Here is a 13100-nt window from a genome sequence, read left to right on the forward strand (position 1 = left end):
ATCAGGAGATGTTCCAGAAAATCCTCATCGCCAATCGCGGCGAAATCGCGCTCCGGGTGCTGCGCGCCTGCAAGGAGCTCGGCATCCAGACGGTGGTGGTCCACTCGACCGCGGATTCCGACGCCATGCATGTGCGGCTTGCCGACGAGAGCGTCTGCATCGGCCCGCCGCCGTCCCGCGAAAGCTATCTCAACATCCACCAGATCGTCGCCGCCTGCGAGATCACCGGCGCAGATGCCGTGCATCCGGGCTACGGCTTCCTGTCGGAGAACGCCAAGTTCGCCGACATCCTAGCGGCCCACAACATCACCTTCATCGGCCCGTCAGGCGACCATATCCGCGTCATGGGCGACAAGATCGAGGCCAAGCGCACGGCGAAGCGTCTCGGCATCCCCGTCGTGCCTGGATCCGATGGCGCGATCAGCGAAGAGAAGGAAGCCAAGCGCGTCGCCGCCGAGATCGGCTATCCGGTGATCATCAAGGCCTCCGCCGGCGGCGGCGGCCGCGGCATGAAGGTGGCGCACACCGAGGCGGACCTCGAAGTCGCCTTGCAGACGGCCAAGTCGGAAGCGGGGGCGGCCTTCGGCGACGACGCCGTCTACATCGAGAAATATCTGCAGAAGCCGCGCCATATCGAGGTGCAGGTGTTCGGCGACGGGGCCGGCCGAGGCGTGCATTTCGGCGAGCGCGACTGCTCGCTGCAGCGGCGCCACCAGAAGGTCTGGGAGGAAGCCAATTCGCCGGCGCTCAATGCCGAGGAGCGTTCGCGCATCGGCGGCATCTGCGCCAGGGCTATCGCCGATCTCGGCTATTCGGGCGCCGGCACGATCGAGTTCCTCTACGAGAATGGCGAGTTCTATTTCATCGAGATGAACACGCGTCTTCAGGTCGAGCATCCAGTGACCGAAGCGATCACCGGCATCGACCTCGTGCATGAGCAGATCCGCGTCGCCTCGGGCGGCGGGCTGTCGGTCAGGCAGGAAGACATCAAGTTCAACGGCCATGCCATCGAGTGCCGTATCAACGCCGAGGATCCGCGCACCTTCACGCCCTCGCCCGGCACGATCACGCATTTCCATACGCCCGGCGGCCTCGGCATCCGTGTCGATTCCGGCGTCTATTCGGGCTACAAAATCCCGCCCTATTACGACAGCCTGATCGGCAAGCTGATCGTGCATGGCCGCAACCGCGTCGAATGCATGATGCGGCTGCGCCGCGCGCTCGACGAATTCGTCGTCGACGGCATCAAGACGACGCTGCCGCTGTTCCGCGACCTGGTCGGCAATCCCGACATCGCCAATGGCGACTACGACATCCACTGGCTGGAAAAATACCTGGCCAAGGGTGAATAGCACGGGGATGCGATGACCCGCCCCTACGCACCAGGCTATCGCATTCCGACCGACCTGCTGCTTCGGGCTTACGCTTCCGGTGTCTTCCCGATGGCCGAGAGCGCCAACGACCCGGAAGTGTTCTGGGTGCGGCCGGAAACGCGCGGCATCATTCCGCTGGACGGATTCCACACACCGCGCAGCCTGAAGAAGACGATCCGCAAGCATCCGTTCGAGATCCGCTACGACTTCGATTTCGAGGCGACGATCGACGGCTGCGCCGAAAAGCGCGAGGAGCGCCGCTCGACCTGGATCAACGCGCCGATCCGCGAAGCCTATGTCGAGCTCTATCGCCTGGGCCACTGCCATTCGGTCGAAGCATGGCGCGAGGAACGGCTGGTCGGCGGCCTCTATGGCGTCTCGCTCGGACGCGTGTTCTTCGGCGAAAGCATGTTCGCCAGGGAGACCGACGCGTCGAAGACCTGTCTCTACCATCTCGTCGAGCGGCTGAGGGCGCGCGGCTTCGCGCTGCTCGACACGCAGTTCACGACCGAGCATTTGAAGCGCTTCGGCGCTGTCGACGTGCCGCGCGGCCAGTATGAGAAGCTGCTCGCAGAGGCGCTGAAGGGCGAGGCCGTCTTCTATCCTTGAGCCCGCGCTGCCGCCTCGATCGGCGTTTGCGAATGGAACATCATCTTCCAGCCGTCGGCGCGATGGACATAGCCGGTGCTGACGAGGGCAGCATAGGATTCGCCGTTCTCGCGCGTCGCGCGCGCCTCGTAAGTCAGCATGACGATGTCGCTGCCGGGCTCGACCATGCCCTTCAACTTGATGTCGAGGTCGCGCCATCTGTTGGGCTTGGCCGCGGTCTTTGCGAGATCGGCATTGGTCATCGCCTGCGCCATCTGCGGGAACGCCACCAGGCAATCCACATCGGCATTGGCTTCATAGTAAGCGGAATCGCCTGTCCAAAAGCCCTTCTCGATATCGAGAAGCTCCTGCTTGTTGGCCGTGATCGATCTGGTGGTCATCGCAGAATCCTCCTCGCCTGTCGCCGATCTGGAACGGCTCAAAGACGGGCAGGTTCCGAGATCAGTTCGTGTCGGTCGTGTCGTCCGGTGCCGGCGCCGCGTCAGTCGGTTCGGAGGCGGCGTCCGCCGGCTGCGCCGCAGCCCTGGGCTTGGCGGCTTCGGTCTTCGGCTTGCCTGTGTCGGCCTTGGCCGCGGTCGGCGGCGGCACGTCCGACTTCTGCTTGCAGCCCTTGAGCCAGACGTCATAGACGGCGTGCTCGACGGCGTTGAGGCCGGGGCTTTCGGCAAACATCCAGCCGGTGAAGATGCGGCGGATCTTGCGGTCGAGCGTGATCTCGTCGACCTCGACGAAGGAATCGGTCTTCGGCTGCTCCGTGTCCGGCCGCGAATAGCAGACGCGAGGCGTCACCTGCAAAGCGCCGAACTGAACGGTCTCGTCGATATAGACGTCGAAGGTGATGATGCGGCCGGTGATCTTGTCTATGCCGGCGAACGCGGCCACCGGATTGGTGATGCGGTCGGAGGCCGCAGGTGCCGCGGCCGGCGCCTGTGCGGCGGCGAATACCGCAGTCGAGGCAAGCAGAACGGACGTCGCCGCGATCAGCGCCTTTGAGATGTGGCCGAAAGAGCTCATGCAAAATACCGGTGGTTGCGCCCGGGTGATTCTCTCAACGCCCAAGGCTAGTCATGGCTGCGCAGTCAGCAAGCAGCTAAACGCCAATTGTGGCGACAAAGGACCGAAGCGGCGTCGTGGACGCGGATTACGATCCGGGCGTCCAGGCGTCGTAGTCGCCGGTCACCTGCGGGCGATGCTGGTTGGTCAGGATGGAACCCTGCGGACGATAGGCGCCGGGCGTTCCGGTCAGGTTCGGCCGATGCTCCTTCTGCCACTCGCGCGCTTTGTAGTTCTCGCTCGAGGGAGCGGTGTCGACCCGGTGGTGGATCCAGCCATGCCAGCCCGGCGGGATCTTCGAGGCTTCCGAATAATCGCGATAGATGACCCAGCGGCGGGTGCGGCCTTCCGAATCGATGCCGCCCTCGTAATAGACGTTGCCGGCTTCGTCCTCGCCGACCCGCTTGCCGAAGCGCCAGGTGTGGAAGCGGGTGCCGAGCGTCTGGCTGTTCCACCAGGTGAAAAACTGCAGCAGGAAAGTCTTCATCCAAATCCTCGCGGCGGCAGCGGCTGCGCCTTTCCTTTGCTTATGGCGTCACGTCATCGCGAAGGCAAGGGTTTTGCCATGTGCCGAAAGGAAATGCTCCATGCGTTCATATCTTGATGCATGTCGTCATCCCAGAACCGCTCCACACCTCTGGGCGACATGCATTAATCGATGCAGTTGTCCTGCCGGCGGCAGTACGGCTTGCCAAGCGCCGCCCGTCTTTCTAAAGCTCGGCCCGCCCGTTTCGGGGCACGCCTTGAGGAGGTGACGATTGAGCCGGGATCCGTCCGCCGACAGCCGGATCAGCGCCGAAGACATTCGCCGCCGCAAGGGCGGCGTGCCGATCGTTTGCCTTACCGCCTACACCTATCCGGCCGCCCGCCTGCTCGATCCGCATGTCGACCTGCTGCTGGTCGGCGACAGCGTCGCCATGGTCCTGCACGGCCACGCCACCACGCTCGGCGCCTCGCTGGAGATGATGATCGCGCACGGCCAGGCTGTGATGCGCGGCTCGGCCAAGGCCTGCGTGGTGGTCGACATGCCTGCGGGCAGCTACGAGACGTCGGCCGCCCAGGCCGTCGCTTCGGCGCGGCGCATCGTCGGGGAAACAGGCTGCCAGGCCGTGAAGCTCGAGGGCGGCGTCGACATGGCAGCCCAGATCGCGGCGATCGTCGCCGAAGGAATACCGGTCATGGGTCATATCGGCCTGCAGCCGCAATCGGTGGAGAAGGACGGCGGCTACAAGATCAAGGGCCGGACAGACGACAATATCGCAGCGCTCTTGCGCGATGCAGAGGCGGTGGAAAAAGCCGGCGCCTTCTCGGTGGTCATCGAGGGCACGATGGAGGCCGTGGCTGCGAAGCTTACCCGTCACATTTCCATACCGACCATCGGCATCGGCGCCAGCGCCGACTGCGACGGCCAGATCCTGGTGATCGACGACATGGTCGGCATGACCGTCGACCGCGTGCCGAAATTCGTCAAGGAATACGCCGACTTGCGCAGCATGATTGCGAATGCGGCGGCCCGTTATGCCGCCGAGGTGCGCAGCCGTGCCTTTCCTGGCCCCGACCACGTCTTCACGACAGCATCCGGCAAGGACGACACATGAACGCGCCAATCGTCGTCGACAGCGTCGCCGCGCTTCGGACACAGGTCAGGAACTGGCGACAGGCCGGCCTGAAGGTCGCCATGGTGCCGACCATGGGTGCGCTGCATGACGGCCATATCTCACTGGTCAGGATCGCGCTCGAACGGGCCGATCGCTGCGTCGTCTCGATCTTTGTCAACCCGGCCCAGTTCGCGCCGACGGAGGATCTCGACAAATACCCACGCCAGCTGGCGCACGATCTCGACCGGCTGCGGGATGCGGGTGCGCATCTCGCCTTCACGCCGGGCGTAAACGAAATGTACCCCGCTGGCTTCGCCACGAAGATCTCGGTGGGCGGCCCCTCTCGCGGCCTGGAAACCGACTTCAGGCCGAGTTTCTTCGACGGCGTCGCGACCGTGGTAGCAAAACTCTTCCTGCAGGCGGCGCCCGATTGCGCCGTGTTCGGCGAGAAGGACTACCAGCAGCTTTGCGTCGTCAGGCAGCTCTGCCGCGACCTCGACCTGCCGGTCGAGATCGTCGGCGCGCCGACGGTGCGCGACGTCCATGGCCTCGCCATGTCGTCGCGCAATGCCTATCTGGGCGAAGCCGAGCTCGACATCGCACGCGAGCTCAACGTGATCCTGCGCCGCACCGCGGCGGCGCTTGCGGGCGGCGCGGATGAAACCGGCGCCACCGATGCCGCAGCGAAGGCCCTCGTCTCCGCGGGCTTCCAGAAGGTCGACTATGTCGCCGCGCGCGAAGCCGCGACGCTCAGCCCCTGGCGGAAAGACCGCGACGGCCGCCTGCTGGCGGCCGCCTGGCTCGGCACGACACGCCTGATCGACAATGTGGAAATTCCCTCCGCCTGATCGGACCTTCGTTCGACCAGGCTCGCCGCCTACTCTTCCGACGGCATATGCAGATACATCGACTGGATGCCGACGCGGCCTGGCCCGGTGAAGCGATTGACGATGAAATTCATGGCGGCGCCGAAGAAGCCGCTGGAAAGCCGGTCGATCCTTGTATCCATCTTCACCGAGGCGTCCTTGAACAGCCAGCCGCCCGGCTCGATGTCGATGGTCTCGCCGGGCGCCAGCACCTTCTCGAAGACATTGCCGTAACCGTGCAGCCAGACGATGCCGTCGCCTGTCTCGCCGCGGAAGCGGTCGATGAAGAAGCCGCTCTGGCCAAACAGCATCGTTCCCAACCCGCGCACGCGCTCGAACGTGTAGTCGACGCTGGCGGTCGCGGCGAGGAACTGGTGCTCGCGCACCTGGATCTCCTCGCCGCGCCGAAGATGGATCGGCACGATGTGGCCCGGTCCGTCGCGGCTGAAGGCGATGATGCCCGGCCCCGACGCCTCGGTGACGAATATCTGCATGCCGGCGATCATGCGCTTCAGCGCGCCCTTCAGCGATTTCAGGCCGATGGTGATGGCGGTGTTCTTCCAGAGCAGGATATGGTGCTCGAAATAAACCGGCATGTTGGTCACATCGACCGACAGCACCGGCACCAGTTCTCCGGCGACGTGATAGGTCACGCCGCCAAAAGTCTCGTCCGACACCTCGGTCGGCATCAGTTCAGGCAAGCTCGGCATGGCAATCCCCCATTTGCCGGCGACGCCTCTGGCTAGTGGGAGCGGGACACCGGAGATGCGCAGCCTTGACCACGCGGGTCGGCGCGATCAAATCAAAACCGCGCGATGAATGGGGGCTCGCCGCCGACCTAGCGAAGCCGCTTCTCCATGATGAGGGCGGGCAATCCCGAGTTGCCGCCGCAATCGGCGGTTCTGCCTGCCGGGCGGAACCCGTTCGCCTCGTAGAAGGCGATCGCCGCGGCATTTGCTTCTTCGACCTCGAGGCGCAGCGTATGCATCTCCGGAAAGCTGGCTTCAACTTCATCGAGCAGCGACTGGCCAATCCCCTGCCGTTGGCAGGCCGGATGGACGTAAAGCTGGTTCAAAAGGACGATCTTCGGGTCGGTGGTGGCGGCAGCGAACGCCATGCCGCCGAGCCGCTTGCCGTCGTCAGCCACCAGGAACTCGGAATTCGGCCGCGCCAGCCGCGCCTTGAGCGAGGCGATCGAATGCCAGTCATCCGTGATTTCAGTTACCCGCTTGGTGCCATAGACGGCGTCGTAAGTGGCATGCCAAGTCTCGACCAGCAACGCACGGACGGCTGCGAGATCGCGTTCGCTGGCCGTCCGCACGAACATCGCTAGCCCTCGATGCCGAGCTTGGCCTTGACGAGGTCGTTGACCGCCTGCGGGTTGGCTTTGCCGCCGGTCGCCTTCATCACCTGGCCGACGAACCAGCCGGCCATGGTCGGCTTGGCGCGCGCCTGCTCGGCCTTGTCGGGGTTGGCGGCGATCACCTCGTCGACGGCCTTCTCGATGGCGCCGGTGTCGGTGACCTGCTTCATGCCGCGGCTCTCGACGAGCTGGCGCGGATCGCCGCCTTCGTTCCAGACGATCTCGAACAGGTCCTTGGCGATCTTCCCGGAGATGGTGCCTTCCTTGATCAGGTCGATGACGGCGCCTAGCTGCTCTGGCGAAAGCGGAGCATTTTCAATGTCTTTGCCGGCTTTGTTGAGAGCGCCGAGCAGGTCGTTGATGACCCAGTTGGCGGCGAGCTTGCCGTCGCGGCCGGATGCCACCTTCTCGAAATAGTCGGCAATCGGCTTTTCCGACACCAGCACCGAGGCGTCATAGGTCGACAGGCCAAGCGACGAAATCAGCCGCGCCTTCTTGTCGTCGGGCAGTTCCGGCAGGTGTTGCGCCAACGCGTCGACATAGGCCTGGTCGAATTCCAGCGGCAGAAGATCGGGATCCGGGAAATAGCGATAGTCATGCGCCTCCTCCTTGGAGCGCAATGAGCGCGTCTCGCCCTTGACCGGGTCGAACAGGCGGGTCTCCTGGTCGATTTTGCCGCCATCCTCGAGGATGGCAATCTGCCGGCGCGCCTCGGATTCGATCGCCTGGCCGATGAAACGGATCGAGTTGACGTTCTTGATTTCGCAGCGTGTGCCGAATGCGCCGCCCGGGCGGCGCACCGAGACGTTGACGTCGGCGCGCAGCGAGCCTTCGTCCATGTTGCCGTCGCATGTGCCGAGATAGCGCATGATGGTGCGCAGCTTCGTCACATATGCCTTGGCCTCGTCGGCCGAGCGGATGTCGGGCTTGGAGACGATCTCCATCAGCGCCACGCCGGAACGGTTGAGGTCGACATAGGACATGGTCGCATGCTGGTCATGCATCGACTTGCCGGCATCCTGTTCCAGATGCAGGCGCTCGATGCCCACCTCGATATCCTCGAACTCGCCCTGGCGGTCGGGCCCGACGGAGACGATCACCTTGCCCTCGCCGACGATCGGCTGCTTGAACTGCGAGATCTGGTAGCCCTGCGGCAGGTCCGGATAGAAATAGTTCTTCCGGTCAAAGACCGATTTATGATTGATCGCGGCCTTCAGGCCGAGCCCTGTGCGGATCGCCTGCTTGACGCATTCCTCGTTGATGACCGGCAGCATGCCCGGCATCGCCGCATCGACAAGGCTGACATTGGCATTGGGCGCCCCGCCGAACGACGTCGAGGCGCCGGAAAAGAGTTTTGCCTCCGAGATCACTTGCGCATGCACTTCGAGCCCGATGATGATCTCCCAGTCGCCGGTGGCGCCAGGGATCAGGCGTTTTGCGTCGGGGGTGCGGGTGTCGATGATGCTCATGGATGGCCTGCGTACTTAGAATTCGCGATATGCAGAACGCATATTTCGGTGCGCAACTTCGCTAGTGCAAACCGCCCGGCGAGACAAGCGCAAAGCCGCGTACAGGCCTTTTCCGCCACTTTCGCCTAAAAGCATCCACTCCCAATGGAGAGTGGATGTCCACTTACGCTCAGTCCCGGTGAAGCCCTGACCTCCTAAGCGAGGCAGGGCAGAAAAACCTGAAACCCCGTGCCGCGAAGTCTCGCGGCGGCGGCTCTTGTTGTTTTTCCCGGGAATTCTCCAATGGACATTCCGCGCAACGAACAGCGCATCCTGCACCTGCTGGCGCAGGGCGGGCGTATCGAAATCGAAAAGAACGAGAGCAGGAAGATCGCCTCGGTCCAGTGCCTGACCCGTGACGGCTGGCGCTATCCGGGTTTCGACCTGAAACTCTTTCGGAAGCTGAGGCGCAAGAAGGCGGTTTCCTCGACGAACGGCGGTCCTTACCGCATCACACGACGCGGGCTCGAGCTCGTGCGCGCCGAGCTCGACAATCGCTAATGTCCAATGCCGCCGGACGAAACGCCGGCGGCACCTTCCGTTTGCTTCAGGCCGTGGCGATATAGGCCCTGATCTCCTCGGCCTCGCGCTCGACATCCTCGATGCGGCGCTTGACCACGTCGCCGATGGAGACGATGCCGTCGAGCAGCCCATTTTTCTCCACCGGCAGATGGCGGAAGCGGCCTCGCGTCATGATCTCCATCACCTCGTTGACGGTGTGGTTTTCGTTGCAGATCTTGACCTTCGGCGTCATCGCCGAGCGCACGGGGACGTCGAGCGCGGCGGCGCCCTCCTTGGCCACGACCCTAACGATATCACGCTCAGAGAGAATGCCGACGATCTTTCGGTCGCCATTGGTGATGACGAGCGCGCCGATCCTGTGCTCGGCCAGCATGCGAATGGCCTCGCTGAGTTTTTCATTGGGCCCGAGCGTGAACACGTCATGGCCCTTGCTTTCAAGAATTGCCTTAACCGTCATGGCGTCCTCCACTGCCTTTGACGCCCCCGGCGCCCTTAGGAAGACACTGGGTGCTTGGGCAACATCGTGCGCCGTGATTGGTTGCATTTCAAGTGCGCCTAAGGACTAGATCAGGAAGGCGTCTCGTTGAATCGCCATCCTGATCTATCTCTTGTTGGAGCATGATCTTCTCCGAAACCGGTTCCAACTTTTCGGGATCATGCCCTAGGCGGCAGCCAGCGGACGGTCGAAGAAACGCAATCCGAAAAAGCCGGCGACGAAGCCGCCGATATGGGCTTCCCAGGCGATCTGGCCGTCGATGCCCGGCGCGAAGCCGAGCAGGCCCGTGGCCAGATTGATCACCATCCAAACGCCAAGAAAGGTCATGACGCCGCGCGAACGCAACACCGATGCGACCGGCAGCGGCTCGCCGGCGAAGGCACCCCGGCCCGACGAACGGTCGACGTGGAAGCCGTAGCGCGCGGCCGCGCCCATCATCCCGGAGATCGCGCCCGATGCGCCGACGAGCGGCATCTCGCCATAGGGATGCAGTGCCCAGAACAGAGCGACCGAGGCCAGTCCGGTCACAGCGTAGAACATTGCGAAACGTAGCGCGCCAAGACGATTGGCGAGCGGCGAGCCGAAGGCTGCAAGCCAGATCATGTTGATGGCGATATGGGCGACGCCCCCATGCATGAACGCATAGGTGAACGGACGCGTGAACAAGAACCAGTCGAAGCCGTATTGGCCGGTGTACAGCACCGGAATGAAGGCGCCGTCATAGAGCAGCGTCATTTGCTGCGTTTCGTTCAGCACATATTGCTGCAGCAGATAGACGACCGCGCAAATGCCGATCACGGCAAGCACCACCGGCGGCAGATTGAACACAGGTTCGCGCCGCCGCGGCTCGAGCGCCTCGTCTGGCTGTGGTTCGTTTTCAGTGGGGCTTACGGGCTCGCTCATGCACCCTTGCAGGTCCGGGACTCGGCGTTTTCGACGAGCATGTAGATCACGCGCTTTGGAATCACAAACAGCTAATCGCCACAGCGCCCGCGCAGAAAAAGGCGAATCAGAGCAAGGGCCGAATCAAAAAGAAGGCCGTTCAGGTGTCCCCCTGAACGGCCGGTCGAGCCCCCTGCTCCCCATAAACTCGTGACTGAAGTGCTGCCGATCGCTGCTGAAACGACCGTTTTGGAGTGGTTCTGATGTGCCACAGGCCTCGGCGGCACGCAATGTAAACCGTTTGTTAACCTTAACGACCCCGAGGCGTGAACAAACGTTAACGATAGTGGCACGCATCCTGCTCCGCACCGCATGAAGGTCATCGGAGGGCGCCCTGTCTGTTCGCCGATGGGACATCAAAAGACAGGTTGTGCGGAGCAGGATGGACATGAACGAAAAAGGATCGATCGCGCTGTTCCAATATTGGAACCAGCTGCGTGATGGCCGCCTTGCCCCGAAGCGATCGGAGGTGGAGCCGGCGGACATCAAGTCGCTTCTGGCCGACACCTTCATCCTCGAGCGCGACACGCGCGGCGAGGCGGTGTTTCGGCTCGCGGGCACACGGCTCTGCGCCTATTATGGCCGGGAGCTCAAAGGCTTCTCCTTCCCTTCGCTCTGGCGCGAGAAGGATCAACGGCTGGTGTCGCGGCTCATGCAGGGCGTTTTCGATCAGAAATCGGTTCTGCTCATGACCTATGAGGGATTCAGCCGTAACGGCCGTTCCAACAAATTCGAGCTCCTGGCGCTGCCGTTGGACGGCGGCGCCGAGAACCCACGCTGCCTCGGCATCATCAGCACCGCCGACAAGCCGTTCTGGCTTGGTGCCGACCCGCTCGCCGACGCACTCATCGATTCGATTCGGGTGATAGACCCCGAGAAGGAGCCGATGTTCCTGAAGAACCGTCCGGCGATCGACGTCCCCTCGCTCGTTCCGACCGAATTCGATGCTCCGGAGACCATTTCGGCGCTCGGCCGCGTGCGTCGCATCCGCCATCTCGTCGTCCTCGACGGCGGGCGTCACGAGTGAGCCCCGCCGTGTGAGGTTTCCCGTCGCTCTCGCTAGATTTTTCAGCGCTGCGCGTGCCCCAGGCCCAGGCTTTTGCGGCCGACTTTTCCCGTTTGTTAACCTGCTTTGCTGTAGCTTTTCGGGCGAAATTCCTCGCATCGTCGCGCGGAATGCCAACCGGGTGTAGGCAGTCATGAGGTCAGCGGCGGTAGAATATGCGCCGTCACGAGCTGAGCGGCGCAACTTTCAGCGTGTCCGTGTCAAGATCTACGGACGTTTCATGCTGGAAGACCGCACCGAGCATCCTTGCCAGGTGATCGATATGTCGCCCGGCAACGTTGCGTTGCGCACGGACCGGATCGGCATGCCGGGCGAGAAGGTGATCGCCTATATCGACCATATCGGTCGTGTCGAAGGCATCGTGACGCGTACGTCGCAGGACGGGTTCGCCATGACCGTCATCGCCTCGGAGCGCAAGAAGGACAAGCTTGCCGCGCAGCTCACCTGGCTTGCCAACAAGCATGAACTCGACCTGCCCGAGGACCGCCGCCACGAGCGCGTGGCGCCGCGCAATCCGATGAGCGTCCTGCAGCTCACCGATGGGCGCCAGTATCAGTGCCGCATCATCGACCTGTCGCTCTCCGGTGCCGCCATCGAGATCGACGTCAAGCCGGCAATCGGCGTCCAGGTCACGTTAGGCACGATGCGCGGCCAGATCGTGCGCCATTTCGAGGACGGCGTCGCCATAGAATTCGCCGTCATCCAGCGGCCGGAAACTCTGGATCAGGAATTCAACGCGCCGCGGTCCTGACGCAAACCCGCACCGCAAGCGCGAAGCGAGCCGGCCGGTAGCGGCCGGTTTTTTGTTGCCTGATTTTGGCGGGTCGGACGCGGATCGCCAGCGCTATCAACACCTCACGCGAGCCGGCGAAATCTGAATAATCCGAAATCGCGGTAGTTCAAATTTTATGTTTATTCTACTGGCGTTTTACTCAATGTCTACTTCGGGTTTTTGCGTCAAATAAATCCCAACGTGGCACAGTCTCCTCAAACGGGGAGACTACAACAATGAAAATGACGAGGGGCAAGCTGTTGCTCTTGGCAATGGCGATGCAGCTTTCCGCCTGGGGTACGGCAAGCGCAGGACCGGCTTTCATGCATACGGGTGGCCGCACCACCCAGCCGGTCGGTCACTACGATTTCTGCCAGCGCATTCCGGTCGAATGCAATGAACGGACGCCGAAGGGTCCGCCGGTCGAGCTGACGCGCAAGCTGTGGGCGACGATGGTCAACGTCAACAATACGGTCAACACCCGCGTCAAGCCGCGCACCGACATGGAAATCTACGGTGTCGAGGAATACTGGGCCTATCCCGACAAAGGTTATGGCGACTGCGAGGACTACGCGCTGGAGAAGCGCCGTGAGCTGATGGCCGTGGGCGTGCCAGCCGGCAATCTGCTGATGACGGTGGTGCGCCAGCCGAATGGCGACGGCCATGCGGTGCTGACGGTGCGCACCAGCCTCGGCGAATTCATCCTCGACAATCTCGAGCCGAAAGTGCTCGCCTGGAACGACACCGTCTACACCTACCTCAAGCGTCAATCGACGGAGAATTCGGGCGTTTGGGTGACGATCAACGACGGCCGCGACGACGCGGTCGCCAGCGTCCGCTAAGGCGCCAAAGCGATCGGGTACGTCGCCGTGACGCGGCGTGATTTATTGCCATTGTTCACAATGCCGCAAGCAGAGCGGCCATTTCTACGC

General features: G+C 62.9%; 16 protein-coding genes. 8 read left to right on the plus strand and 8 right to left on the minus strand.

The window, feature by feature from the left end; genetic code table 11:
• The first annotated feature begins 8 nt into the window (after positions 1-8).
• Positions 9-1352, plus strand: a complete 1344-nt coding sequence (gene accC, locus LB529_RS27515) for an acetyl-CoA carboxylase biotin carboxylase subunit (protein ID WP_095767609.1) — start codon at positions 9-11, stop codon at positions 1350-1352.
• 12 nt (positions 1353-1364) lie between these two features.
• Positions 1365-1982, plus strand: coding sequence for a leucyl/phenylalanyl-tRNA--protein transferase (aat, locus tag LB529_RS27520; protein ID WP_224608871.1), 618 nt, complete (start codon positions 1365-1367; stop codon positions 1980-1982).
• On the opposite strand, the gene LB529_RS27525 is transcribed toward aat, so the two are convergent.
• The 3 genes from LB529_RS27525 to LB529_RS27535 all read right to left on the minus strand — a co-directional run bounded on the left by LB529_RS27525 (position 1973) and on the right by LB529_RS27535 (position 3522).
• Positions 1973-2362, minus strand: a complete 390-nt coding sequence (locus LB529_RS27525) for a hypothetical protein (protein ID WP_095767611.1) — start codon at positions 2360-2362, stop codon at positions 1973-1975. The genes aat and LB529_RS27525 overlap by 10 nt on opposite strands.
• 61 nt (positions 2363-2423) lie before the next feature.
• Positions 2424-2996: a DUF2155 domain-containing protein gene (locus LB529_RS27530; protein ID WP_224712842.1), complete on the minus strand. Its 573-nt coding sequence runs from the start codon at positions 2994-2996 to the stop codon at positions 2424-2426.
• Between the two features lie 127 nt (positions 2997-3123).
• Positions 3124-3522: an NADH:ubiquinone oxidoreductase subunit NDUFA12 gene (locus tag LB529_RS27535; protein ID WP_140541355.1), complete on the minus strand. Its 399-nt coding sequence runs from the start codon at positions 3520-3522 to the stop codon at positions 3124-3126.
• A 271-nt stretch (positions 3523-3793) separates the two neighbouring features.
• Here LB529_RS27535 and panB point away from each other — a divergent pair, with 271 nt between their 5' ends.
• Complete coding sequence (panB, locus tag LB529_RS27540; RefSeq protein WP_224712843.1) at positions 3794-4633, plus strand: 3-methyl-2-oxobutanoate hydroxymethyltransferase; 840 nt, start codon at positions 3794-3796, stop codon at positions 4631-4633.
• The gene (gene panC / locus LB529_RS27545) at positions 4630-5481 is read left to right on the plus strand and encodes a pantoate--beta-alanine ligase (RefSeq protein WP_224712844.1); all 852 of its coding nucleotides are present in this window, start codon (positions 4630-4632) and stop codon (positions 5479-5481) included. Before panB ends, panC begins: the two co-directional genes overlap by 4 nt.
• Positions 5482-5510: 29 nt before the next feature.
• On the opposite strand, the gene LB529_RS27550 is transcribed toward panC, so the two are convergent.
• The 3 genes from LB529_RS27550 to gatB form a co-directional block, all read right to left on the minus strand.
• Entirely contained in the window at positions 5511-6209 is a 699-nt protein-coding gene (locus LB529_RS27550) for an AIM24 family protein (RefSeq protein WP_224712845.1), read from the minus strand.
• A gap of 128 nt (positions 6210-6337) precedes the next feature.
• Positions 6338-6826, minus strand: coding sequence for a GNAT family N-acetyltransferase (locus tag LB529_RS27555; protein ID WP_224608310.1), 489 nt, complete (start codon positions 6824-6826; stop codon positions 6338-6340).
• Between the two features lie 2 nt (positions 6827-6828).
• Complete coding sequence (gatB, locus tag LB529_RS27560) at positions 6829-8331, minus strand: Asp-tRNA(Asn)/Glu-tRNA(Gln) amidotransferase subunit GatB (RefSeq protein ID WP_095767618.1); 1503 nt, start codon at positions 8329-8331, stop codon at positions 6829-6831.
• Between the two features lie 282 nt (positions 8332-8613).
• On the opposite strand from gatB, the gene LB529_RS27565 reads away from it, so the two are divergent.
• Positions 8614-8871, plus strand: coding sequence for a YjhX family toxin (locus LB529_RS27565; protein ID WP_224712846.1), 258 nt, complete (start codon positions 8614-8616; stop codon positions 8869-8871).
• A 46-nt stretch (positions 8872-8917) separates the two neighbouring features.
• Here LB529_RS27565 and LB529_RS27570 read toward each other — a convergent pair whose 3' ends face one another.
• Positions 8918-9349, minus strand: a complete 432-nt coding sequence (locus LB529_RS27570; protein ID WP_224712847.1) for a CBS domain-containing protein — start codon at positions 9347-9349, stop codon at positions 8918-8920.
• A 204-nt stretch (positions 9350-9553) separates the two neighbouring features.
• Positions 9554-10291 carry a rhomboid family intramembrane serine protease gene (locus LB529_RS27575; RefSeq protein WP_224712848.1) on the minus strand — a complete coding sequence of 246 codons (738 nt, stop codon included), beginning with the start codon at positions 10289-10291 and terminating at the stop codon, positions 9554-9556.
• A gap of 427 nt (positions 10292-10718) precedes the next feature.
• Here LB529_RS27575 and LB529_RS27580 point away from each other — a divergent pair, with 427 nt between their 5' ends.
• The 3 genes from LB529_RS27580 (at position 10719) to LB529_RS27590 (ending at position 13010) form a co-directional block, all read left to right on the plus strand.
• Positions 10719-11357 (plus strand): PAS domain-containing protein, encoded by a 639-nt coding sequence (locus LB529_RS27580; RefSeq protein ID WP_224532340.1) that lies wholly within the window; start codon positions 10719-10721, stop codon positions 11355-11357.
• A 172-nt stretch (positions 11358-11529) separates the two neighbouring features.
• Positions 11530-12147, plus strand: a complete 618-nt coding sequence (locus tag LB529_RS27585) for a PilZ domain-containing protein (protein WP_095767620.1) — start codon at positions 11530-11532, stop codon at positions 12145-12147.
• A gap of 257 nt (positions 12148-12404) precedes the next feature.
• Positions 12405-13010, plus strand: a complete 606-nt coding sequence (locus tag LB529_RS27590) for a transglutaminase-like cysteine peptidase (protein WP_224712849.1) — start codon at positions 12405-12407, stop codon at positions 13008-13010.
• Positions 13011-13100: the final 90 nt, after the last annotated feature.

The organism is Mesorhizobium sp. CA5, assembly GCF_020165105.1.
GTDB lineage: Bacteria > Pseudomonadota > Alphaproteobacteria > Rhizobiales > Rhizobiaceae > Mesorhizobium.